At 35.4% G+C, this 24,305-nt stretch carries 19 protein-coding genes; 8 read left to right on the forward strand and 11 right to left on the reverse strand.

From position 1 onward, the window contains the following. Positions 1 to 311 precede the first annotated feature (311 nt). From KO02_RS04485 to KO02_RS04495, 3 genes are all read left to right on the forward strand, one after another. Positions 312 to 2,360 carry a ComEA family DNA-binding protein gene (locus KO02_RS04485; RefSeq protein ID WP_038696190.1) on the forward strand — a complete coding sequence of 683 codons (2,049 nt, stop codon included), beginning with the start codon at positions 312 to 314 and terminating at the stop codon, positions 2,358 to 2,360. A gap of 65 nt (positions 2,361 to 2,425) precedes the next feature. Continuing rightward, complete coding sequence (locus KO02_RS04490) at positions 2,426 to 4,444, forward strand: ComEC/Rec2 family competence protein (RefSeq protein ID WP_038696192.1); 2,019 nt, start codon at positions 2,426 to 2,428, stop codon at positions 4,442 to 4,444. Continuing rightward, the gene (locus tag KO02_RS04495) at positions 4,441 to 6,342 is read left to right on the forward strand and encodes an ATP-dependent DNA helicase RecQ (RefSeq protein WP_038696194.1); all 1,902 of its coding nucleotides are present in this window, start codon (positions 4,441 to 4,443) and stop codon (positions 6,340 to 6,342) included. The genes KO02_RS04490 and KO02_RS04495 overlap by 4 nt, the downstream gene beginning before the upstream one ends. 226 nt (positions 6,343 to 6,568) lie before the next feature. Here the strand turns inward: KO02_RS04495 and KO02_RS04500 are convergent, their stop codons facing one another. From KO02_RS04500 to KO02_RS04525, 6 genes are all read right to left on the reverse strand, one after another. Next, the gene (locus KO02_RS04500) at positions 6,569 to 7,396 is read right to left on the reverse strand and encodes a sulfurtransferase (RefSeq protein ID WP_038696196.1); all 828 of its coding nucleotides are present in this window, start codon (positions 7,394 to 7,396) and stop codon (positions 6,569 to 6,571) included. Between the two features lie 104 nt (positions 7,397 to 7,500). Then, positions 7,501 to 9,435 carry a 30S ribosomal protein S1 gene (gene rpsA / locus KO02_RS04505; protein WP_038696198.1) on the reverse strand — a complete coding sequence of 645 codons (1,935 nt, stop codon included), beginning with the start codon at positions 9,433 to 9,435 and terminating at the stop codon, positions 7,501 to 7,503. 484 nt (positions 9,436 to 9,919) lie between these two features. Beyond that, positions 9,920 to 10,891, reverse strand: a complete 972-nt coding sequence (locus tag KO02_RS04510) for a YihY/virulence factor BrkB family protein (protein ID WP_038696200.1) — start codon at positions 10,889 to 10,891, stop codon at positions 9,920 to 9,922. Between the two features lie 2 nt (positions 10,892 to 10,893). After that, positions 10,894 to 11,301 (reverse strand): acyl-CoA thioesterase, encoded by a 408-nt coding sequence (locus KO02_RS04515; RefSeq protein WP_038696202.1) that lies wholly within the window; start codon positions 11,299 to 11,301, stop codon positions 10,894 to 10,896. A 1-nt stretch (position 11,302) separates the two neighbouring features. Beyond that, positions 11,303 to 12,343 carry an endolytic transglycosylase MltG gene (gene mltG / locus KO02_RS04520; RefSeq protein ID WP_038696204.1) on the reverse strand — a complete coding sequence of 347 codons (1,041 nt, stop codon included), beginning with the start codon at positions 12,341 to 12,343 and terminating at the stop codon, positions 11,303 to 11,305. 29 nt (positions 12,344 to 12,372) lie between these two features. Continuing rightward, entirely contained in the window at positions 12,373 to 13,152 is a 780-nt protein-coding gene (locus tag KO02_RS04525) for a PASTA domain-containing protein (protein ID WP_038696206.1), read from the reverse strand. Between the two features lie 156 nt (positions 13,153 to 13,308). On the opposite strand from KO02_RS04525, the gene KO02_RS04530 reads away from it, so the two are divergent. Continuing rightward, complete coding sequence (locus tag KO02_RS04530; RefSeq protein WP_038696208.1) at positions 13,309 to 14,313, forward strand: D-alanine--D-alanine ligase; 1,005 nt, start codon at positions 13,309 to 13,311, stop codon at positions 14,311 to 14,313. Between the two features lie 53 nt (positions 14,314 to 14,366). Here KO02_RS04530 and KO02_RS04535 read toward each other — a convergent pair whose 3' ends face one another. From KO02_RS04535 to KO02_RS04545, 3 genes are all read right to left on the reverse strand, one after another. After that, positions 14,367 to 15,551, reverse strand: coding sequence for a serine hydrolase (locus KO02_RS04535; RefSeq protein ID WP_144243258.1), 1,185 nt, complete (start codon positions 15,549 to 15,551; stop codon positions 14,367 to 14,369). Between the two features lie 119 nt (positions 15,552 to 15,670). Continuing rightward, positions 15,671 to 16,165 (reverse strand): dihydrofolate reductase, encoded by a 495-nt coding sequence (locus KO02_RS04540; protein WP_038696212.1) that lies wholly within the window; start codon positions 16,163 to 16,165, stop codon positions 15,671 to 15,673. Positions 16,166 to 16,201: 36 nt separating this feature from the next. Next, positions 16,202 to 17,023 carry a thymidylate synthase gene (locus tag KO02_RS04545; protein WP_038696214.1) on the reverse strand — a complete coding sequence of 274 codons (822 nt, stop codon included), beginning with the start codon at positions 17,021 to 17,023 and terminating at the stop codon, positions 16,202 to 16,204. Between the two features lie 384 nt (positions 17,024 to 17,407). Between KO02_RS04545 and mtaB the strand changes: the two genes are divergently transcribed. Further along, on the forward strand, positions 17,408 to 18,727 hold the full coding sequence (gene mtaB, locus KO02_RS04550) for a tRNA (N(6)-L-threonylcarbamoyladenosine(37)-C(2))-methylthiotransferase MtaB (protein ID WP_038696216.1): 1,320 nt from the start codon (positions 17,408 to 17,410) through the stop codon (positions 18,725 to 18,727). A gap of 75 nt (positions 18,728 to 18,802) precedes the next feature. On the opposite strand, the gene KO02_RS04555 is transcribed toward mtaB, so the two are convergent. Next, a complete protein-coding gene (locus tag KO02_RS04555) occupies positions 18,803 to 19,702 on the reverse strand; it encodes an EamA family transporter (RefSeq protein ID WP_038696218.1) in 900 nt (299 codons plus the stop codon). 183 nt (positions 19,703 to 19,885) lie between these two features. Here KO02_RS04555 and KO02_RS04560 point away from each other — a divergent pair, with 183 nt between their 5' ends. The 3 genes from KO02_RS04560 to KO02_RS04570 all read left to right on the forward strand — a co-directional run bounded on the left by KO02_RS04560 (position 19,886) and on the right by KO02_RS04570 (position 22,701). Further along, positions 19,886 to 20,386 (forward strand): C40 family peptidase, encoded by a 501-nt coding sequence (locus KO02_RS04560; RefSeq protein ID WP_235212348.1) that lies wholly within the window; start codon positions 19,886 to 19,888, stop codon positions 20,384 to 20,386. Positions 20,387 to 20,567: 181 nt separating this feature from the next. Then, the gene (locus KO02_RS04565) at positions 20,568 to 20,993 is read left to right on the forward strand and encodes a hypothetical protein (protein WP_038702133.1); all 426 of its coding nucleotides are present in this window, start codon (positions 20,568 to 20,570) and stop codon (positions 20,991 to 20,993) included. A 136-nt stretch (positions 20,994 to 21,129) separates the two neighbouring features. Continuing rightward, the gene (locus KO02_RS04570; protein ID WP_038696222.1) at positions 21,130 to 22,701 is read left to right on the forward strand and encodes a calcineurin-like phosphoesterase C-terminal domain-containing protein; all 1,572 of its coding nucleotides are present in this window, start codon (positions 21,130 to 21,132) and stop codon (positions 22,699 to 22,701) included. A gap of 242 nt (positions 22,702 to 22,943) precedes the next feature. Here the strand turns inward: KO02_RS04570 and KO02_RS04575 are convergent, their stop codons facing one another. Then, positions 22,944 to 24,263 carry a mechanosensitive ion channel family protein gene (locus KO02_RS04575; RefSeq protein WP_038696224.1) on the reverse strand — a complete coding sequence of 440 codons (1,320 nt, stop codon included), beginning with the start codon at positions 24,261 to 24,263 and terminating at the stop codon, positions 22,944 to 22,946. Positions 24,264 to 24,305 lie beyond the last annotated feature (42 nt).

Here is a 24,305-nt window from a genome sequence, read left to right on the forward strand (position 1 = left end):
AACTCTAAAAAGATTTCGAGTCTGTAGAACTACGTTTTGTGTTTTCTGGTCTGTTAATTTTCTGATGGTTTTTAGCCGGTTCGATAGCGTTGTGTTAAACTTCAATAGTTTGATTTTTATTTTTTGATTTAAAGGTAATTTGAAATTATTTTTAATAATCTGGATATATCTTGTTACAAATCAGTGCGATAAAATCATGTTTAGAATGGAGGTTTTTCGAATCAGTTACGCCTAATATTATCAAAAAAATATGCAGTTAATATTTTTAATAATTGAATTTTTTAATATTTCACTTTTTATGGAATCAGCCTATGAAAATAAAACTTTACTTATTGATTTGGTCATCCTTTTTAACACCATATTACCTTTATGGGCAGGAGTATGAACAGTTAGCACTAGACCAGTTATTTGAACAACTGTTGGAGGAGTTAGAAGAGGGTGTTGATGCTAGTGAGCTATCTGAAAAATGGGGCTACTATTTGAAAAACCCAATAGATCTAAATAAAACAAATGGAGAAGAACTGCGTGACTTAATATTTTTAAGCGCAATTCAAGTGGAAAATTTATTGACACACCGGAAGGAGGCGGGTGATTTTCTATCTGTACAAGAGTTGCAAAGCATTACTGGATTTGAATTAAGTACTATTCAAAATTTGCTGCCCTTCGTGACTGTGAATAATGCCATTCATTATCGAGATTTTAATGTTAAGAATTTATTGACCAAATCTAAACAAGAGGTTATGATTCGTTATGGACGTATACCACATAAGGCTAAAGGTTATGCTATAACAGATACTGCGCGTTCTCGATATCTTGGAGACCCTAACAGGTACTTGTTACGCTATAGGTTCAATTATAATAATAAGATTCGCTTAGCAGTCAATATGGATAAGGATGCAGGAGAACCATTTTTTAAAGATAAACAACAATACGGTTTTGATTTTTACTCCGCAAGTCTTTCCATCCGAGATTTGGGAAAGCTGAAACATGTGGTGATTGGTGATTTTGCATTGCAGGTAGGGCAGGGGTTAACTATGTGGAATGGATTGAGTTTTGGGAAAGGGAGTATGATTGAAAGTGCAGCTAGGCAAGGAGCAGGGTTGCGGTCCTATACATCTTTAAATGAAGCAAATTTTTTAAGAGGAATATCTGGTACCATTTCATTAGGCAGTTTTGAGTTGACCCCTTACGTTTCCTATAGACATATCGATGGTAAGGTCGAAAAGAGGCATGACGAATGGGCTATATCAACTTTAGCCATTTCAGGATTACATCGAACACCGACAGAACAAAACTATAGAAAGGCTATTGGTCAACTTGTCTACGGAAGCAATATACGCTACGGAAAAAACAGATTTAAGATAGGGGCAAATTTTGTCGCAACACAGCTTGATGGTATAAAAACCCTAGGTAAGGCCCCTGAAAATAAGTTCGATTTTGAAGGTAATTTATTACGAAATGGAAGTCTCTATTATAACTATTCTTATAAAAGCGCTTATTTCTTTGGTGAAGTTGCCACTAGTTTAGACGAGGGGTATGCTTGGTTAACGGGATTGATTACGAGCATTACTCCGAAGTTCTCGACCGTATTCTTGTATCGCGATTATCAAAAAAATTACCATAGTTTCTTCTCGCAGGCTATCGGGGAGACTAGTGGTACTCAAAATGAAAAAGGATTTTATTCCGGCTTAGTCTATCATCCATCACGGAAAATTCAATGGACAACTTATGTTGATTTTTTTAAGTTTCCTTGGTTACGATATCGGGCTTTAGAACCTTCTTCAGGTTACGATATGATGTCCCAATTTTCTTATATATGGTACAAGAAGGGACAGCTATCCCTGCGCTTGCGCTATCGCCTACGGGAAGAAAATACTTCTAGTTCGAAGACTCAAAAAGTCATTTTAGCAGAAGTTAAGAAGTATCAGATCCGTTTGGAGTACAAGTATAAGTTAAGTAGTATCTGGAGCATCCGTAATCGCATTGAGGCTATCCAATATGAGAAAGAATATCAAGTTAAAGAATTGGGATGGATGGTGTATCAAGATTTGTTTTATAGTCCTAACCAAAGTAAAATAACTACTAATGTGCGATTAGCCTATTTTCATACCGATAGCTATAATACTCGAATCTATGCATTTGAAAACGATGTTTTATACGCATCATCTTTTCCGTTGTATTATCAAAAAGGGTGGCGTATCTATAATAACATGAGGTATAGAATAAATCGTCATGTTGATTTATGGACTAAAATTTCGGCTTTCTACTATCCAGAATTAGATCAGATAGGTTCTGGTCTAGATGAGATTAAAGGAAATATTAAGTCAGAACTTAAAGTACAGTTGAGGATTCAATTCTGATGAAGACTAACTTCCATGAACAAGTAAAGAAGGTCCCATTTCTCAAAATTGTAATTTTTTATAGTATGGGTATTGGACTTGCGCATTTTATACCAGCAGGTAATGCGGCATTTTCTATTTTGAATGCTATACTTATCACTGTTTTACTGAGTCAAGTTGTGTGGTTCATTATGCAACCAAGATTTCGGAGCCTTTATATCATGAACAGCTATGTCATACTTTTTGTATTTGGCTTATGGAATATATCTAGAACACACTTTAAGAATGATGCCAATCATTTTCACTTAGGAGCGAGTGATCAATTTATAGCAATAGTGGATGATGAACCAATTGTTAAAAATAATACGGTGAGATTTTCTGCTCTATTGCGAGCAAAAGAAACAAAGTCAACATTTCGAAAAGCGACGGGTAATCTGATGATGACTGTGGAATTAGATCGTACAGCCCCCATTCAATACGGAGATGAAATCATTTTTATCAACAAGATTAAAGCTATACCCAACCATTACAACCCTCTTGAATTTGATTATAAAAACTATTTAGCAAACCGCGGTATATATTTTCAAAACAGGTTAAGTTTAGGTGAATATAAAGTCATCGGTCGGAATAAGGGCAATCGTATTAAAGCATTAGGATTGAACTTGAGACAAGGGTTAGTCCATAAGTTTAGAAAATATTTGGATGATGAAGAAGCATTTCAAATAGCAACAGCTCTTATTTTCGGATATCGTACTACTATGTCGACAGATACCTTACAGACCTTTAGTAATACAGGTACGATACATGTATTGAGTGTTTCGGGTATGCATGTAGGTATTGTTTTTCTATTGCTGTTGTGGTTGTTGCAACAGGTAAAAGGAAATCATGTTCTCCATATCACTCGCACTGTTTTGTTGTTGTTAGCAATCTGGAGTTATACCATTCTCACTGGGATGGCTCCGTCCATATTAAGGGCTGCAATTATGTTAAGTTTTTTTCTAATAACCCGTTTACTAAGGAGAGAGGTGAATATTTTAAATACCCTAGCTGCATCAGCATTTCTACTCTTACTGTTTCAACCAAATATGCTCTTTGACATTGGTTTCCAATTATCGTATAGTGCCGTCTTAGGTATTGTTTTTCTTTTTCCATTATATAAAAGAATCGCACCCTATACGGACGGTCGTTTTAGTCATCATATATGGGACAGTATTGGTATTTCATTAAGTGCTCAAACCTCTACGGCACCGTTGTCTTTATTTTATTTTGGTCAGTTTCCCAATTATTTCTTGATTGCAAATGTGCTTGTCGTGCTACCTGTTACGATTATCATGTATGTTGGTTTAGTCTTGATGTTCTTACCATTTGATTCTATTAATATATGGCTAGGGCATGTGCTACAATGGCTCGTTAAGTATATGTTTCTTATGCTTAAATTTTTGGATAAATTACCCTATTCTACATGGACAGGAATTGTTCTTTCCCCTATTATGGTGTTTGTAAGCTTAACCATGCTTTTGACCCTTACCTATGCTTTTCAATGGAAAAGTAAAAATGTAATGTATTTTAGTCTGTTTTTTTTATTGATTTTCGTTATAATTTTTAACTACCAACAACATCTTAAATTAACCTATAAAGGTTTTCGAATATACAATACAGGAAAAGATATAACGCTTGCATTTATTAAAAGGAATAAAGTGACTGTGATTAGTTCTTTTGATTCACTTAATACTAGGGCATTAAAGTACAGTATATATCGGGATTTGAGTAGATTTTCCAATTGGAATAGGATTGGTTATCATAAATTGATTTCTGATGATTCTTTACGAGTTAATTATCTCATTCAAAAATCGGGCTTAATTATTCAGATTATGGAGCATGCAACACTTCAAGTCTTACCTACGGATGTATTGATTGTAAGAAAAAATAGTAAATGGAACTTTGTGGATAATGTAAAGCTTATTAAACCTAAAATTGTTTTGTTTGATGGGACAAATAGTGATCATAATATTCAGGTATGGCAGCAACAGTTGGACAGTTTGGCAATACGGCATTATAGCATAAAAAATAATTTTGCGTATGTTTGGGATAAGGAGTTATTATGAGTGTAGATAGCGTTAGCATATTAAGGCAATACTGGGGACATGATGGTTTTAGACCACTGCAGGAGGAAATAATTCAATCTGTTTTAGATAAGAAGGATACATTAGCTTTACTGCCCACTGGTGGAGGAAAATCAATCTGTTTTCAAGTTCCTGCGATGTTGATGCCAGGTATTTGCATCGTGGTGACACCTTTGATTGCATTGATGAAGGATCAAGTACAACATCTTAAGGATATTGGTATTGATGCGGTTGCCATCTATTCTGGACTGAAGCCAAGGGAAGTAGATATTATTTTAGATAACTGTATTTTTGGTCATATTAAGTTTCTTTATCTTTCACCGGAGCGGCTGTATAGTGATTTGGTTCAGGAGCGAATAAGACATATGTCTGTTAATCTTTTCGCAATCGATGAAGCACATTGTATTTCTCAATGGGGGTATGATTTTAGACCACCTTACTTACATCTTTCTAAGCTTAAAGAATTACATCCCGATGTACCTTATTTAGCACTTACAGCGACAGCCACAACAGAAGTAATTGCAGATATTCAGGATAAATTGCAGTTTAAAACTAAACATGTATTTGTTAAAAGCTTTTTACGGGATAACCTTGGATACATGGCGCTGGAAGAAGAAAATAAATCGGCACGCATGATTCGTATCATTCAAAAATTAGGTGGTTGTGGAGTAGTATATGTACGGAATAGGAGAGAGACCCAAGAGATTGCTCAATTTTTAACGAATAATGGTATTGCAGCAGATTTTTATCATGCTGGTTTGCCAGGAAAGGATCGAGATCGTAAGCAGGAGGATTGGATGCAAAATAGAACACGCGTTATCGTTGCTACAAATGCCTTTGGGATGGGGATTGACAAATCTGATGTAAGATTCGTTATCCATTTGGGCATTCCTGAATCGCTAGAGGCGTATTATCAAGAAGCAGGTCGTGCGGGGCGAGATGGGAAAAAAGCATTCCCAGTCCTATTGTATCAACAAGAAGATAAAAATCGACTTTTGAAAAATGCAGAACTCAGTTTCCCTACTGTGGCTTTCATTCAACAAGTTTATCATCACTTATGTAATCATTTTCAAATCCCTTATGGTGCAGGGGAAGGCCTTAACTTTGATTTCGATGTTGTTGCTTTTATAAAAAAGTATAAAATAGAAACAATACCCACGCTAAGTGCGCTCAAGTTTTTGGAGAAAGATGGATGGTTAGCATTATCAGAGGCAGTATTTATACCTGCGCGATTTAAATTTGAGGTCCATCATCAGGAACTCTATAAAATCCAAGTTCAATATGAGCGATTCGATAAACTTATCAAGGCTATATTGCGATCTTATGGTGGCGTATTTGATGATTACATCACCATAAATGAATATGAGTTTGCCAAGAAGCTTGGCGTATCATTTGATCAAATAGTAAGCTTAATCCAAGGCCTAGTACAAATGGAAATAGCGAGTTATATACCTCCAACAGATGCACCACAGTTATCTTTTTTGCAAGATCGAGTAGATTATAAAAATCTATATGTAGATCATATTTTTATAAGGGAAAGAAAGCGTGTAAAGACAAAGCAGGTCGAGGCAATGCTCAACTATATTGATCATTCGCAATGTCGTAGTCAATCACTATTGCATTATTTTGGTGAACAGCATGCATTATTTTGCCAAGTATGTGATCTTTGCCTTATTCGAAATCATCAGGCTAAGATGCACAAGAATATAAAATTAGAGATAGAACGGATTTTATTGAAGGAACCTCAAACTATACATGATTTAATAGAGCATATTTCCTTCGGCGACGACGAAACAAAATTGGGAATAGTGAGAAGCTTGATTGATCATTTGAAAATACGCGTTGTAGAGGATTTGTATCATTGGAACACGAAAATCTAGTCGCTGTGAATACTGCTACTAAATCCTGGAGATGCAAACTGTTAAAGAACCAGCATACAAAATGGCCATTAAATCCAGCAAAAGAAATTACATTTTTTATTTTGGAATTTAAATATTGAACCACCCCACCTAGTTACTTCTACAGGAGCAAACTGCTCATTTATGAGACGTAAGGTCAATAATTCTTCCGTCCATTTGTTTATTTTGTCTATATCAGTCTAGGTGATTAACGTTCGATTGGTAATTTAAGTTCTTTTTGTCCCCATTCAGACCAAGATCCATCGTATACACTGATGTTTTTATTCCCGGAGAGATAACTTGCGAAAGCAAGAATGGATGCAGTGACACCAGAGCCACATGTGTAAATCTGATGGTCGCAATAGTCGGAGAAAAGTGAGGTTAATTCTTCTTTTGAGCGGTAGTAATTGCCATCCAATACACGGTCGAATGGAAGATTATGTGAATGAGGAATATGTCCGCCCAATAATCCTGCTCTGGGTTCTGGAGCTGTCGCATTAAACCTTTCTTGACTCCTAGCATCAATGATGCTAATATCTCTGTTGTTATAGGCGCTTAATATAGTTGCTTTGCCCGCATAATATTGGGGGCTGAATTGCGCAGTAGCATTACCTGCCTTTGTCGGAATTAAATATGTATTCATTACTGGAAGTTTTTCTTTTTCCCATGCTGGGAGGCCACCATCTAATACGAATACTTGTTCAAATCCCATCACTTTAAACATCCACCAAGCTCTAGGACTAGAATATATACCCCATCGATCGTAGAGGATTATGATATTATCGTTATCAATTCCTAACGTTTGTATTTCTTTTGTAAATTCATCTGCAGCAACGAGGGTATGGGGTAATGAGTTTTTTACATCTGAAAACTTATTTTCGATATCAAAAAATAAGGAATTTGGAATCAATCGTAGTTGAGAACCTTTCATGGATTGTCCAACTTTATCAATTGTACAGTCTACTACTACTATTTTAGGATTGTCAAAGTTCTCTTGTAGTTGTTTAATTGTTATTAATGAAGTTTCAAAGTGCATGGTTAACTAAATTTATGTAACCTAAATTTAGTTATGTTTTTGATATAAACAAAAAAGCCCTAGCAAAATGCTAGGGCTTTATATTATTGAGTTGATGTTAAAAACTATTTAGCGTTTTTCTCATCACCTTCCATTTGCTCTTTCAATTGTGCAAGAACGTCTAAGTCACCTAATGTAGATTTCTCAACTGAATCTTTCACTTTTTTAACAGCATTGTTAGCTACTTTAGCTTCTTTCTTACGAGCATTGAATTCTTCAACACGTGCTTCAGCTCTTTCATCTTCCCAAATACGAGAGTGAGAAATAACTAAACGTTTGTTTTCTTTGTTGAATTCAATGATTTTGAATGAAGCAACTTCATCAACTTTAAGTGCAGAATTATCTTCTTTTACAGAGTGTTTAGATGGACAGAATCCTTCAACACCGTATTGTAAAGCAACGATATCACCTTTGTCACCAACTTTCAATACAGTACCTTCATGAACTGAATCAATTGTGAAGATAGTTTCGAAAGTATCCCAAGGGTTTTCTTCTAATTGTTTATGACCTAAAGATAATTTTCTGTTTTCTTCATCTAATTCTAAAACAACTACATCTAATCTTTCACCAACTTTAGTGAATTCGTTAGGGTGGTTGATTTTCTTAGACCAAGATAAGTCAGAGATATGGATTAAACCATCGATACCTTCTTCTAATTCTACGAACACACCGAAGTTAGTCATGTTTTTAACTACTGCAGTTTGTTTAGAACCTACTGGGTAACGTTCAACGATATTTTTCCATGGATCAGGAGTCAATTGTTTGATACCTAAGCTCATTTTACGCTCATCGCGATCTAAAGTTAAGATCTCAGCTTCGATTTCATCACTTACTTTTAAGAACTCTTGTGGAGAACGTAAGTTTTGAGACCAAGACATTTCAGAAACGTGGATTAATCCTTCAACACCAGGGATGATTTCTAAGAAAGCACCGTAATCAGCAACTGTTACGATTTTACCTTTTACTTTAGAACCAACAACTAATTCTTTATCTAAAGATTCCCAAGGATGCTCAGAAAGTTGTTTCAAGCCTAAAGCGATACGTTTTTTCTCATCATCAAAATCTAACACAACTACGTTGATAGTTTGATCTAATGTTAATACCTCTTTTGGATGCTCGATACGACCCCATGAAATATCAGTAATGTGAAGTAAACCATCAACACCACCTAAATCGATGAACACACCGAAATCTGTGATATTTTTAACAGTACCTTCTAATACCTGACCTTTTTCTAATTTAGATACGATTTCAGATTTTTGGTTCTCTAAGTCGTTTTCAATTAATACTTTGTGAGATACGACAACGTTTTTGAATTCGTGGTTGATTTTAACAACTTTGAATTCCATTGTTTTACCTACGTAAATATCGTAATCACGGATAGGTTTGATATCGATTTGAGATCCAGGTAAGAATGCTTCCACACCTTTGATATCAACGATAAGACCACCTTTAGTACGACTTTTAACATAACCGTTAATGATAGCATCATTTTCCAATGCCTCATTGATAGCTTCCCAAGATTTTTGAGTTTTAGCACGTTTGCGAGATAATACTAATTGTCCATTAGCATCTTCTTGCGACTCTACAAAAACGTCAACTACATCGCCAACTGCCAATTCTGGTAAGTCACGGAATTCAGATAATGAAACCAAACCGTCAGATTTGAAACCAACATTTAAGACAACGTCTTTATTGTTGATAGAAACAACAGTACCTTCGATAATTTCACCTTGATTAATTTGGTTGAAAGTACCTGCGTATTGTTCTTCTAATTTAGCGCGCTCAGCATCGCTGTAATTTCCGAAACCTTTGTCATCTGCATCCCAGTCGAATTCACCCTCAGGAGTGATCCACGTGTTAGATTTGATTTCTTCGATTAGTTTTGAATCAGCCTCTGATTCAATTTTTTCTGTGTCTTTCACCACTTTGGTGTCAGCGCCTTGTAGCTCCGCGTTTTTCGCTGCTAGCTCTTTTTCTACTTCTTGTTTTTTTGCCATTAATTATTTTTTCTCCTTTTCCCCACATTGTAGGGACTGCAAAAATACGAAAAACTTTTATTAACAAGGATTTATATCTTGTTTTTTTTAAATTGTTATCCACATTCTACTTGTATCATGTTATTTCGAACGAATTAACGTCAGAAAAGGCAACTGCTTTTATCGTTTAAAATGCCTAGATATTAAGTTTGGGTTCTTGTTTTAGTTTAATTTTAGGTTTTACTCCATGTTTATGGGGCTAGCGTACTACTAGTACGCTAAATGAAATTTTCATAACATTATAGGAGGTCTTTGTAACATATTCAAGAAGATGTCATGATTTTATATAAGCGCTACCTGTCAACAGCATTTCTATTGAATAATTTAGGTGTCTTTAATAACAGTTCTGATAGGATGCCTAATGATTTAGCGTGCCAATATATACTCCTTTCAGTTACATTGGCGTATACTTAACCGTTTGAGGGGGAGTGGCAGAAACTTGATATTATTGGTTGTCGTTACCTCGGAAAGAGTTATACGATTTTGGTCTCACAAATTTTATACTTTGTTTAGAGAGGGCTATTGCAGCATTTAGTTCATAACCTATCAATAATATTAAGGTATTAAGGTACATCCAGATCATGATGACAATCAGTGTACCGATGGAGCCGTAAAGTTTATTGTACGTGCCGAAATTATTAATATAAAATGCAAAACCGGAGAAGGTTAAGATGGCTAAAATAGTTGCTAATGTAGCACCAGGACTAAATAATTTCCATCTTCGTGAAGATGTTGGAGCAAATTTATAGAGACAACTAACCGTAAAAAAATAAATTCCAAATATAACCAGCCAGCGTGCAGCTTTAATAACAAATGCCCAAAAGCTATTAGTGATGGCTATGCTATCTTTTAAATAGTTGACAATAATACCAGCATAAGTAAATATGGTCATACCTATTGTGAGGGCAGTAATGATTAGAAAGGCCAAGCCTAGGGCAATTATTCTACGTTTAACCCAACTGCGTTTTTCAGCGATAAGAGACGATTTATTAAAAGCCCGCATCATAGAGGCCATGCCATTGGTGGCAAAATATGTCGCTAATATAAAACCAAAAGATAAAAGTCCTCCATTTTGATTTTTGATGATATCTTCTAATGTCGTTTCGACAACCTCATAAGCATTGTGAGGGATTACTACTTCAAGGAACTCGAGTAGTTTCTCTTGGAAATTGTCAATCGGTATATAAGGTATTAATGTGAAAAGAAAGATAATACCTGGGAAAATAGCCAACATAAAACTATATGATAGCGAAGATGCTTTACTTAAGATGGAATCTCGTGATATCTCTTGAAAAAAAAATACCGCGACAGTATATAAAGGTAAAGAGCCGAATCCAGGTAAAATGACCGTTTTACTCCATTCAATAACTTGATTGTAAAGTTTTAATTTCAATAAGTATGGATGGATATTTGACATGATTATTCAAAATATTGAGCCATTTTCTCTAGAAAAATAGCGGGTGGCATGGTTGGCTTATTCTTATTGATATCAACAAATACCAATGTTGTTTCGCCTGTATTTAGCAAGTCTCCATTCTGATTGAAGAGTTCATATTCAAAGATAATTCTGATAGCTGGTTTTTTTCGAATAGTGGTCTTGATCGTTATTAAGTCATCATAACGCGCAGGCTTGATGTATTTACATTTCATTTCCATTACGGGTAACATGACGCCCATTTCCTCCAGTTCTCGATAAGAGATACCCGTACTTCTCAACATTTCGGTACGTGCTATCTCATAAAAAGCAGCATAGTTACCATAGTAAACATATCCCATTTGATCGGTCTCGGCATAACGTACCCTTGTTTGATATTCGGATTGAAACATATTATTTTTTGATATTTCGGTCGTCTAAAGCTTTTTGAAATTTACGGGCATTAACGAGGTGTTCTGCAATATTTGTAGCAAAAGCATGGTAACCCGAAAAATCCTCTTTGGCACACATATAGATGAAATCGTGTTTTTTGTAATTCAATACTGCATCTATTGACGCGATACTTGGCATCATAATAGGACCTGGAGGAAGACCTTTATAGATGTAAGTATTGTACGGATTATCCGTTCTTAGATGTTTATTTAAAACGCGACGGATTGTAAAGTCGTTATTGGCGAAAATTACCGTTGGGTCAGCTTGCAATAATATTCCCTTCTGCAATCTATTCAGGTATAATCCCGCTATTGCAGGCATCTCATCCTTATGTAAAGCTTCTCCCTTTACAATCGCAGCAAGTGAACTTACCTCTTGTGGTGTTAGATTGATTGCTTTTGCTTTAGCAAGGCGTTCACTAGTCCAAAATTTAGTCCATTCATCGTGAAATCGAGCGAATAGCTTTTCAGGTTCTGTGTTCCAGTATAGCTCATAAGTATTAGGAATAAACATGGCTAAGAAATTATCAGCAGTAAACCCATATGACTTCGCTAAACTTTCATTATTCAATAGGTTTAGGAATGTGAGCGAGTCGGCTTCAAAATTTTCTCCTAGTTTGCCAGCGAAATTTTCTTTTAAACGAATGTTTTCGAATCTAAATTTCACGGCATCCTGATAGCCACCTCTTAGATTTCCGATGAACCTTCTGTTGTTCATACCAGGAGTCAAAGCATATCGGCCAGCTTTAACACTTTCCTTGTAATTTTGATATTGAGCAGCACGGTCAAAGCTAACAGGGTCTGACACAATTTTTTGATCTTTAATCTTTTGCAATACATTTTCATAGGTGTCGCCTGTATTGATATAGAGATATTTTTGAATATCCGTTACATTTGGAGCTAAAAAAGTACGATATGCTGTCCATCCGAAATATCCTCCTATAACTAGAAAAAGAAGAACAATTAATTTTATCCAAGTTGGTATTTTCTTTTTATTTTCCATTTTTTATGGATCTTTTTATTTTTTTCTAATTAGGGAGTTGTTGTTACTGGAATGCTATTCGATAGTGTCAGGTCTATTTTTGCACCTATACTGGTAATACCTACTTCCAAACCAGGTGATTGCGTAATGACTCGAGCAGTGCTCGTATCTGAAACTCCAATATCATAAGTCACTGTTCCTAGTGATAAACCGATACCCTGTAAAGCAAACCTTGCTTCTGCTACAGTTAAGCCAGATAAGTTTGGTATCTGTACTTCATTGGCACCTTGTCCATTACCTAGAATTAAATCTATTTTTGATCCTTTTGGAATCATTCTACCATCACGGATTGACTGTCCCGCAAATTGTGCATCTAAAACAATATCCCTTGCGATATCGGCGATGTAAGTGGTATCACCTATACGCAAATTATGATTTTTTAGTATAGAAGAGGCCTCAATTAATGTCTTGTCCTTAATTTTAGGAAATGCAATCTCCGGTGCTACCTCCGTAATAATTGTCAGGTAGATGGTACGGCCGCTTTTAACATGAAATTTTGCCTCTGGATCTTGTTCAATTACTAAACCTGGTTTAGTATCCATTTGATATACAGAGTCAATTTGATACTCCAAATTAGCATTTTCCAAAGCTGTAATAGCGGCGTTAATATGCAGGCCTTTTACAAGGGGCACATCGATTGATTCATCATGTTTCGTATAAACCTTTAAGCCTAAATATATAAATAGAAAAATTGCTGCAACAAATCCGATGGCAATAAGAAGGTTGTTTCTAAACGTATTCGTTCTTAAATATTGTAATATCTTTGACATTTATATTTCTTTAAAAAATCATTTTATACTATTCTCATCAAGCAAGATTAAAGCCATTATTTGTTTCGTTTATCCTACCAGCTAAATAATGAACAAAATTATTCGTTTTTCTGTGTATAGCAAATTATATTTGTTACAAGAATCACAATAATTTTTATGAAAACAAAAATAGCATTAATAACTGGAGGTTATACAGGCGAAGCAGAAGTTTCTTTCAAAAGTTCTGCATTTGTCTACTCGCAGCTGGATCAAGATAAGTATGATATCTATCAAATTACTATTACTCAGGATTCTTGGTTTTATGTGAGTGATTCTGGAATTAAGGTTCCGATAAACAAAGAAAATTTTACTTTAGCGCTTGATAATAGCATCATAAAATTTGATTTAGCATTTATTATGGTTCATGGTTCCCCTGGTGAAGATGGTCGATTACAAAGCTATTTTGATTTAGTGGGCATGCCCTACTCATCATGCGATGCACTTACTTCAGCTCTAACGATGAATAAGGGCTATACAAAAGCTATTCTAGCAGACATCAGTGATTTGTACCTCGCAAAATCTGTCTTGTTATTTGAAGCGCAGCGCGCTGAAGGTGTTGCTCTTGTAGAAGAGAAATTAGCGTTGCCGTATTTTGTCAAACCAAATGCTGGTGGTAGTAGTATTGGCATGACGAAGGTAAAAGTAGCAGAAGAATTAAAAGAAGCTATTGATAAGGCATTTGATGCTGAAAATACAGGAAGTCAAGTTATTGTTGAAGAATTCGTTCATGGTCGTGAATTTTCTGAAGGTATTTATCGGAATATTGATGGTGAATTGATTGTACTTCCTGCGACGGAAGTTAAAACTACACGTGAGTTTTTTGATTTTGAGGCAAAATATATTCCAGGTTTAACGGAAGAAATAACTCCTGCAAGCCTAAATGAAGAGCAACAAGTACGCATATCTAAGATACTGAAGGAAGTATATGTGCGATTGAATTGTAAAGGAATGGTCCGTATTGATTTCTTTTTGGAAAACGATTCAGATAAGTTTTATTTTATTGAAATCAATACAATACCAGGACAAACGCCGCAGAGTTTTATTCCGCAACAAGTAAGAGCGGCAGGTATAACAGAACAGGAGTTTTATGGGGAATTAATTGAAGTTGCTCTGAAAAGATAAAGACATATAGATATAAAAAAAGGCTTATCAAATTATTGATAAGCCTTTTTTTATTATTTTCTAAAGTCGAACTTAGCGAGATTGGGTTTAAATTTTTTACTTCTCTTCAGCTCCTCTTGATAGATAAGCTGACCGATATTTTTCAGAAATGGATAGGTGACGGTTTCATATTCATAAACTCCGTCATTATATATACCATTTTCATTAGATTGAATAACTACTGCTAATAAATATTCAACACCATTTTCAAAATCAACGATATAGGCATTGTCAATGTTGTAGCCATATGAATCGCCATATTTATTGAAAATGCGCACATTAGCGTCTATTAAAGCATTTTTATCTCGACCGTAAAAAAGTAATTTACTATACGCAGGCCAAAATTCGTTCGTGTCGTAATTCGGATAATCAGATTCAAATGGATACCTTGACATATAATCATATATAAGAGCATAGTCTTCTTTTGTTAATCTGAATCTGTCTTCACGATTGAATGCCTCTGGGAAAAGTAGCTTTTTCAAGACCAATTGTTGATCTTCTAGTGGGTAAACATTGAGGCCTTCAAAACTCCAGGGCTCATTAACAATTTCATCCTTATCATTCATATAGCCGACACCCTGAATTGTATTTTGAAGCAGAATAGGATAATCCTTTGGGTCAAATTGCGCTGTCTGATGATAGATGGTTTTTTGATTTTGGTAGAAAGTAACAGGATTGGTATGTTTAGCCCAGATACCTTTATCCCCAATTGCTAATCTGTTAACTATTCGACTATATTTGGTTCCATGTTTTTTTAATTTACGATTGAGCTCAGCACGACCAATAAATTCATAGAGCCTATTTTGCGCATCATTATCACTGGTCAGTAAAATTTTTTTGATGTATTGTGCTACAGAAGGAAGTCCATTGGCGGCAGACTCATCGCGCAGTACAGTTGTTTGTTTTTCATAAGCTGAGTCGATACGTAACGGCGTGTCTTTTGATAATCCAGTTATGTTTAACTCATTTATTTTTTCTAAAGCTAAGATAGCTGTAGGTAATTTCACGGTACTAGCAGGGTAGAAGTACCAATTCGGATTTAATCTGTAGCTATAGGATGTAAAATGAGGAATATTGTTTTTGTCCCGATCAATCTGTGTATAAAGAATTTGAACTTCATTTTTAGTCGGGTGATCTAAAATATGTCGAAACAGCTCAGGATGACCTTGCAGTAATTTTTCAAGGTAAACAGTGTCCATATTTTGAGCAAAAGTATTTGACATGATGCTGATACAAAAAAATGTTAGGTATTTGTACATGTTCTGTTAGTTCAAAAGTTGGTTTATAACAAAGGCCTCCTAGTGTGGAAGCCTCTTTTTTATTTTCTTACATATACCTGAAAACTGTAGTCAAAAGCATGTTTTTCATCTTTCTCATGTTTGTCTTCACTTTCTAATGTCCATTCATGAGCTGGTAATTCAGGAAAGTATGCATCTCCATCAATCGTAGTATGCAGTCGCGTGAGTAGTACTCTATCGGCAAATGGTAAAGTTTGTTTAAAAATCTCACCTCCACCAATGATAAAAATTTCTCTTTCATCTCTACAATAATTCAATACTTCTTGAAAGCTATTGGCGATATCGACCTCATCTGATTTTGCTGTCATGTCGCGTGTTAGGATGATATTTCTACGATCAGGAAGTGGTTTTCCTATAGATTCAAAAGTTTTTCTACCCATTACAACACTATGTTCTAATGTGTTTTTTTTGAAATACTTCAGATCATTGGGTAAATGCCAAGGCATTTTATTTCCTTTGCCGATTACATTGTTATCAGTAGCGGCTACGATTAATGTTATTTTTAGTTTGCTCATTTTATATTTTACACAATTGTATACGGATAATTGTACTTATACTGCTACTGGGGCTTTAATATGCGGATGTGATTCGTAATTCAACAATTCGAAGTCCTCAAATTTAAATTCGAAAATATCCTTTATCTCAGGATTGATTTTTAATTGAGGCAAAGGTTTGGGTTCACGACTCAATTGCAATGTTGTTTGTTCGAAGTGATTGCTGTAGATGTGGGCATCTCCTAGGGTGTGAATAAACTCGGCCGCTTCCATATCACAAACTTGTGCCACCATCATCGTTAACAAAGCATAAGAAGCAATGTTAAAAGGTACGCCTAAAAATATATCTGCACTTCTCTGATATAGTTGACAGGAAAGCTGTGGTTTCAAAATTCCGTTTTCAGGATCGGCAGGTGCCACATAAAATTGAAAAAAAGCATGGCAGGGAGGTAAAGCCATATTTTCAATTTCTGCTACATTCCATGCAGAAACAATGATTCTCCTTGAGTCCGGAGTAGTTTTTAATTGCTTGATTATTTTCTCAATTTGATCAATATGGCCACCATTAGGTGTTGGCCAAGAACGCCACTGTGACCCGTAAACAGGACCTAAATTACCATTTTCATCAGCCCATTCATCCCAAATACTAACACCGTTATCTTTTAAATATTTGATATTTGTTTCACCTTTCAAAAACCAGATTAACTCATGTAATATAGATCTAAGGTGTAGCTTTTTTGTCGTGACAAGAGGAAATCCTTCTTTTAAATTGAAACGCATCTGATGTCCAAATACACTCTTAGTTCCTGTTCCTGTTCTGTCAGTTTTAGTCACCCCATTGGTATATACGTGTTGTAGTAAATCAAGATATTGTTTCATGTTACGGCTGCTTTTGTTGTGATTATTAAGTGGTTAAGTTTGTTTTCATTGCAATCATCTTAACCAACAGTATATTCATGTTTAAATTAATATACGAAGATAAGATATTTTCGAAGGATTTACGTCATCATTAAAAAAGTGAGCAGGTGTCAGAACACCATAAAGTTTTCTGTAATTAACAGTAAAATGGTGCAAAAAATATATGAATTCACTCGGGATATAAAAATATAGAGCATGCTTTTGACTGCACGGAATTTAGTGTGTTCTCTCTTGGTCCATCACTGCTTTTAGGATCATTAAAATCTCATAATTAGTGGAAAAGCGATTAAATCAGGATTAAGAATTTTCATTTGGTGCTTTTTGTTGTATTTTTGCAAAATCATTATGAGTAAAAAAGTAGCTTTCTATACCTTAGGATGTAAATTGAATTTTTCAGAAACATCCTCCATAGGTCGCGTCTTTCAAGACGCGGGTTATGAAACGACACCATTTAATAGTGCCGCAGATGTTTATGTTATTAATACATGTTCAGTAACCGATCATGCAGATAAGAAATGTCGTAAGGTGGTAAAGGAAGCACTCAAGTATTCACCAAACGCCTATATCACAATTGTTGGTTGTTATGCCCAATTAAAACCTGCTGAAATTGCCGAAATTCCAGGAGTAGATATGGTTTTAGGTGCAGCTGAGAAATTCAATATTATTGAACACATCAATGATTTGACAAAAAACGAAAAAGCAATCGTTCATAATGCACCTATTGATGAAACGAATCAATTTGTGTCAGCTTATTCCATTGGGGATCGTACGCGTACATTCTTGAAAGTTCAGGATGGTTGTGACTATTCTTGTACTTTTTGCACCATCCCTCTTGCGCGTGGTGCAAGTCGGTCGGGTAAAATCGATGATATTGTGCGTCAAGCAGAAGAAATTGCAGCCTCAGGTGTGAAAGAAATCGTACTTACAGGAGTTAATATTGGTGATTTTGGGATTCGTGATGGGCTAAGACAAGATAAATTCTTGGATCTTGTAAAAGCTTTGGATGAAGTACAAGGGATTGATCGTATTCGTATCTCCTCGATTGAACCTAATCTTTTAGCAAATGAGATTATCGAATTTGTAGCACAATCAAAACGTTTTGTCCCTCATTTTCATATGCCACTACAATCTGGTAATAATAAAGTGTTGAGTATGATGCGCCGCCGTTATAAGCGAGAACTTTATGCACAGCGTGTGGAGAAAATTAAACAATTAATGCCCGATTGTTGTATTGGAGTGGATGTAATTGTTGGATTCCCTGGAGAAACTCATGAAGATTTTATCGATACTTACAATTTCTTGAATGAGATGGATATTTCTTATTTGCATGTGTTTACTTATTCCGAACGTGAGAATACGATAGCAGCGCAGATGGAAGGTGCTGTACCTGGATCTCAACGCAGTGAGCGGAGTAAGATGTTACACATTTTATCAGAGAAAAAACGTCGTGCTTTTTATGAAAAACAGCTGGATAAAGTGGGGGAGGTACTCTTTGAAAGTGACGAGAAGGAAGGCTTTATGCATGGGTTTTCTAAAAATTATGTAAAAGTACGTACAGCTTACGACCCTTTGTTGGTCAATGAAGTAGCCAACGTGAAATTCTTATCCATAACTGAGAATTGTGAAGTAGAAATAGAAGAATTGAAGGAACAGTTAGTTCACTAAGGTTTTGCAAAATAAAGAATATAAAAAAGGATCGGCTCAATTCCATTGGAATTGAGCCGATCCTTTTTTATCGTATTATAATGTTGACTCTTTAGTTTTAGCATTCAGCCAGATAACAGTCGCTAATATCAGGATTACACCCAGCCATTGTATGGGGGTTACGGCCTCCTTTAATATGAAGTAAGACATACAAACTGCTACTGGCAATTCTGCAGAACTTAAAATACCACTTAATGAGTAACCAATCTTTGGAATCCCATAAGCAAAAAGAAGGGGTGGTATTACAGTTCCGAAAAAGGAAAGGATAAATCCAAAATGCCATATGCTATCGCCTAATGCTCCAGTGACTAAAAATGTGGGTGGAAATAGGCAGCAAATCATTATGCACGACCCTGTAACCATAAGAGCACTTTTTTGAATAGGGGGGTAGTCGTTTCCAACCCGTCCATTTACAATCAAAAATACGGCGTATGCGGTTGCTGCCAAAAGACCATATAGGATGCCAGTCCAATTGAGTTTATCAATCCCTTGTTCTATAAGGCCCGTCGCTAGCAAGGTTCCGACAAGAACAATAGCTATTCCAGTCAATTGACGATTTGAAGGCTTATTTTTAAAGAAAATAAATTCAATTAAAGTACCGATCCAAATATATTGCATCAACAATACAATTGCCAAGGAGGCAGGTACCACTTGTACGCATTTATAATAAACAATGCTAACTAAGCCTGTAGAGATGCCACTGATGACTATTTTCCATTTATTAGTTTTCTTAACATAAGCTTGATTCACTTTAGGGCTGAATAGTTGGATGAACCCATATACCATCCATAAGATGAGCATACCAAATATGGCTTGTACACCCGTAACTTGTCCTAACGTATAATCTTGGGCATATGCTTTTTTGACAAATGTGGATAACAGCCCGAAACTGCTAGCCCCCACAAATACCGCAATTGCCCCCTTTAATTTTTCCATATGAATTTTTTACAGATTTGGACAAAATTACAATTTGCAGAGGTATAAGAAGAACCAGACGAGTGTTTGGCTGTTAAATATGGTTTTATTACATTTGATTAACAATTTATCTTTTTTATCATGGCTCTACAGCGCATTTTCTTATTTTTTATTAGTCTCGTATTTTTCTTGAGCAGTTGTTCCGTGAATAAAAAAGTAGCTGGTTCAGGAGGGAAAAATACAGTGTTGACTGATGCCAGTGAGGCAAGAGGAAAGAATTATAGCAAAAGCTCTCTAGAAAGTTATGCCGATTTACTTCAAGTGAAGAAAAAAGAACTCAATCCTAATTTGTACTCTTTTATCGATGATTGGATGGGCATACCACATCGCATGGGCGGTGGTACAAAACGCGGAGTAGATTGCTCAGGGTTTGTCAATATCCTTTATCTAAAAGTATATCAGGAAGATCTACCTCGCTCTTCACGAGATATGAGTGTTGCGGTTAAGAAAAAGAGAAATTCGCAACTTAAGGAAGGAGATTTGGTATTTTTCTCATTTGGCGGACGTAATGTGGATCATGTAGGGGTTTATCTTCATAATAATAAATTTGTACATGTATCAACTAAAAAGGGGGTTATTATCTCCGATTTGTCAGATTCTTGGTATGCTAAATATTTTAAAAATGCAGGGACACCCAAATCCTAAAGAGTGATAGTATTTGAATTCCCTTTTTTGTGTCAAATAATGGATAAAACTTTATAAAACTATTTTTATCCTTATTTTTGTCAAAAATAAAGTAAAGATGAGTATCAAGGGTAAAAAGATTTTTTTGGCATTATGTATTGTTGTACCATTTCTAATGTATTGTGTTTATTACTACAGTAACATGATTAGTAATGCACCTTTCCGATTTACAGATTTCCAATCTGTAGTCTTTCGGTACGGCGAGCCTAATCATTTGGATAATCAATATGACTCCAATACTGGTATCTTTCAATATGTAACCAAGTCTAATGAAATCGAGAAGGATACGGTACGCATGAGTAAAGACGATTTGCTTTACTTACACCGTAAAGCGCAAGAGTTAGGTTTTTGGAATCTCGATGATGATATGACAGGTCCTGAAGCAAAGCAAAACCCAAAGAACGCTACTATTCCTCGTTATTATTTAGAACTGAATTACAAAGACAAATCTAAAAAAGTAACCATGGATGCGGATTTTGCGGGCAACCCCAAAATGCGGGATGCTGGTAAATCCATGATTGATGAAGTCAATAGGATTTTAGCCTCAGCGCAATCTAGATCAAATTAAAAAAAAATCAGTAAGATATTATAAAGGGAATCATTCGATTCCCTTTTTTTGTTAAATTAATGGTTTGTTAATGATATGGTTGTTATTCATTCACATTAGAGCAGTAGCTTCGCCCTAAACTTTGTAACAAATCCAAATGAAAAATATTTTTGCTGTTGCTGCAGCTATGTCCTTGAGTTACTATGCTAGTGCTCAAGAAATCGCGAAAGGTATTGTTTTTAATGATATCAATAAGAATGGTGTTTTAGATAGAAATGAGATGGGGATACCCCATGTTTCAGTTAGTAATGGTATAGATGTCGTTCAAACAGATGCTAAAGGACGCTATAAGCTAGCAGTTGCTAAGGATAACATTATCTTTGTTATCAAACCTTCCAACTTTGGATTACAACTGAACAAGAGTCACGAACCTCAGTTCTACTACATTCATAAACCTGAAGGTAGTCCAAATTTGAAATATAGTGGCGTTTCGCCAACTGGAAAATTGCCAAAAGAGATTAACTTTGCATTGACCGCTCAACCCGAGGCCAAAGAATTTTCTGCTTTTGTGTTTGGGGATCCTCAAGCTTATAATATGGCAGAGATGGATTACTTTAAACGAGGAATCATTGATCGGATAGCGAATAAAAAGGAAGCTGCATTTGGTATCAGTCTTGGCGATTTAGTTGGCGATGATCTGTCTTTACATCCGGCATATAAAAGTACCATTTCATTAATGGGATTACCTTGGTTCAATGTAATTGGAAATCACGATTTAAATTACGATACGAAGGAAGATCGATATTCAGATGAAGCTTTCGAAGCGTCATTTGGTCCTGCAACATATTCCTTTAATTATGGTAATGCTCATTTTTTGATCATCGACAATATCATTTATCCCAATCCAGATACAGGCAAAGGATACAAGGGAGGTTTACGTCAAGATCAGTTAGATTTTATTGCCAATGATTTGAAATTTGTTCCTAAAGACAAACTAATCGTACTAGCCTTTCATATTCCACTAGAACATGATAATCCTGCAGTATTCCGTACGGCGGATCGTGACCGTTTGTTTGATATCTTAAGTGAGTATCCGCACACATTGTCTTTATCAGCGCATACACATTATCAACAGCATAATTTTTTCGGAAATAAGGAAGGGTGGAAGCAAGAAAAACCTCATCATGAATATAATGTAGGAACCACCTCTGGCGACTGGTACTCTGGAGAATATGATGCTGATGGTATACCCCAATCGACCATGCGCGACGGTACTCCAAAAGGATATGCGATGCTCCATGTTAAGGATAATCAATATAGTTTTGATTATAAAGTGGTTGGAAAAGAATCATCATATCAAATAGCGCTTTCAGGGGCAAGTGTTGTTGATCAAAAATATGTGCAACGCTACCCAATTTATGCCAATTTCTTTATCGGCAAAAGCGATGATCAGGTACAATACCGTATAAATGATGGAGAATGGAAAGATATGAAGCATGTGAAAGAAGTCGATCCATCTTTCGATGATAGTGTTAATCAATTTGATTTGGCAATTAGTTACAAAGAGGGGCGAAGACCATCAGATGGTACAGTATCTCCTCATTTATGGAAATTGAAATTACCGAAGCTAAATGCAGGTAACTATAAAATTGAAGTTAAAGCAACGGATATGTTTAATCGCATTCATACAGCAGTGAAAGAAATCCAAGTTGTCAATCACGTTAAATAACTAATCACTCTGAAAATATCGTAAGCAACCTTTAATAGGTTGCTTTTTTTATGAAAGTTATTGAAAGTTTAAACATTACTTAAGGCTGGCTTAATATGGCAATTCTATATTTGTATCAGAGTAATTTTTGATTCATATAGTAAGGGTTAATGTGGGATCTGTTGGGAAACATGTCCAAAATTTAGTTTGTTTTTTAAGAAGAAAGGTAATCTTGGAGAAGATTACCTTTTCTTTTTTTTACCTTATTTTTCTTGATCGATTTTGATACGTAAATTTCGCAGATCATCGGAAGCGGGGCTTTCGAAGACTTCTAGCTTGAAGAAGGTAATCGCGGCAAATAAGTGGTCAAATAAATCCGAACGTATCCCTTCGTAGATCTCAAATCGAGTATCATTTGTGAAAACGTAAATTTCTAAAGGTACACCATGCTCTGTAGGATCCATTTGCCGGACCATACTGATCATTTCTTTATGCATATTTGGGTTCTGCCTTATGTAAGCAGTAATATAAGCTCTAAACAATCCGATATTAGTCATTTTACGACCATTTACAGGCATTGTCTGGTCGGCTTGACTCTTGATGTTGTATTCGTTAATTTCTAATCTTCGCTGCTCTATAAAAGGTTTTAGAAGTTTTATTTTTTCTAAATCCATTATTTCTTCCTCCGTCATAAAACGGATCGTGGAGATTTTAATATTTATCGCACGTTTTATTCTCCGTCCACCAGAGGTTTGCATACCTCTATAATTTTTAAAAGAATCGATAAGTAACGTGTGCGTGGGTATCGTCGTGATGGTTTTGTCGAAATTTTGAACCTTTACATTATTCAAGTTTATTTCGATGACAGATCCATCTGCATTATGTTTTGGCATTTCGATCCAATCTCCTACACGTATCGAATCATTAGCAGATACCGATATACTTGCAACAAACCCTAGGATTGTATCTTTAAAAACTAAAATTAATACGGCTGAGGCTGCTCCCAAAGAAACTAAAAAAGTCTTGGGTGAAATTCCGGTTAATATAGAAAAGATGATTGTTCCACCGATGCAGATTAAGACAATTTGAGCAACTTGTAAGTAACTTTCTAATGGTTTGTCAGCAAAGCTTTTCCGGGATTTTAAAATATCGCGTATGATTTTCAAAGCAGAATGGATAATGGCCATAATGATTAAAACGAGCAATACTTCAATGCCTTTGTTGATTGCTTTTAACCAGTTTGGAAAACCTAAAAAGATAATGGGGCTAATCTGTTGAGCAATGAAGAGGGGAATAAAATGACTGATGTATTTTAAGGTCTTGTTTTTGATCAAATGATCATCAATTACATTTTTTGACCTTGTGATAAATCGAGTTACCAGTGTAAGGACTACTTTACGCGTAATAAAGTCAATCGTTAATAAGATAATAATAACGATTAGTAATAAGAATAGAGAATTTATCGTATGTGACCATTCGCTATTAAAACCTGCTTGAAGAAACTTTTGGTATGACCAATCATATATTTTTGATTGGGACTGCTTATTGATTTTCTCTAATAAGTCGGTAGACGGTAATTGCATGTACAAATATAAAAAAAGCCATTTGTGGAATGGCTTTTTTTA

Source organism: Sphingobacterium sp. ML3W (assembly GCF_000747525.1).
Lineage (GTDB): Bacteria > Bacteroidota > Bacteroidia > Sphingobacteriales > Sphingobacteriaceae > Sphingobacterium.

Bases quoted from the DNA above. Each gene is read 5' to 3' on its own strand.
- mtaB (WP_038696216.1), top strand. From the start codon at position 17,408: ATGAGTAAAAAAGTAGCTTTCTATACCTTAGGATGTAAATTGAATTTT.
- KO02_RS04530 (WP_038696208.1), top strand. From the start codon at position 13,309: ATGAAAACAAAAATAGCATTAATAACTGGAGGTTATACAGGCGAAGCA.
- KO02_RS04570 (WP_038696222.1), top strand. From the start codon at position 21,130: ATGAAAAATATTTTTGCTGTTGCTGCAGCTATGTCCTTGAGTTACTAT.
- KO02_RS04500 (WP_038696196.1), bottom strand. From the start codon at position 7,396: ATGCACTTTGAAACTTCATTAATAACAATTAAACAACTACAAGAGAAC.
- KO02_RS04575 (WP_038696224.1), bottom strand. From the start codon at position 24,263: ATGCAATTACCGTCTACCGACTTATTAGAGAAAATCAATAAGCAGTCC.
- KO02_RS04510 (WP_038696200.1), bottom strand. From the start codon at position 10,891: ATGTCAAATATCCATCCATACTTATTGAAATTAAAACTTTACAATCAA.
- KO02_RS04535 (WP_144243258.1), bottom strand. From the start codon at position 15,551: ATGGACACTGTTTACCTTGAAAAATTACTGCAAGGTCATCCTGAGCTG.
- KO02_RS04565 (WP_038702133.1), top strand. From the start codon at position 20,568: ATGATTAGTAATGCACCTTTCCGATTTACAGATTTCCAATCTGTAGTC.
- KO02_RS04490 (WP_038696192.1), top strand. From the start codon at position 2,426: ATGGGTATTGGACTTGCGCATTTTATACCAGCAGGTAATGCGGCATTT.
- KO02_RS04515 (WP_038696202.1), bottom strand. From the start codon at position 11,301: ATGTTTCAATCCGAATATCAAACAAGGGTACGTTATGCCGAGACCGAT.
- KO02_RS04525 (WP_038696206.1), bottom strand. From the start codon at position 13,152: ATGTCAAAGATATTACAATATTTAAGAACGAATACGTTTAGAAACAAC.
- KO02_RS04540 (WP_038696212.1), bottom strand. From the start codon at position 16,165: ATGAGCAAACTAAAAATAACATTAATCGTAGCCGCTACTGATAACAAT.
- mltG (WP_038696204.1), bottom strand. From the start codon at position 12,343: ATGGAAAATAAAAAGAAAATACCAACTTGGATAAAATTAATTGTTCTT.
- KO02_RS04495 (WP_038696194.1), top strand. From the start codon at position 4,441: ATGAGTGTAGATAGCGTTAGCATATTAAGGCAATACTGGGGACATGAT.
- rpsA (WP_038696198.1), bottom strand. From the start codon at position 9,435: ATGGCAAAAAAACAAGAAGTAGAAAAAGAGCTAGCAGCGAAAAACGCG.
- KO02_RS04555 (WP_038696218.1), bottom strand. From the start codon at position 19,702: ATGGAAAAATTAAAGGGGGCAATTGCGGTATTTGTGGGGGCTAGCAGT.
- KO02_RS04545 (WP_038696214.1), bottom strand. From the start codon at position 17,023: ATGAAACAATATCTTGATTTACTACAACACGTATATACCAATGGGGTG.
- KO02_RS04485 (WP_038696190.1), top strand. From the start codon at position 312: ATGAAAATAAAACTTTACTTATTGATTTGGTCATCCTTTTTAACACCA.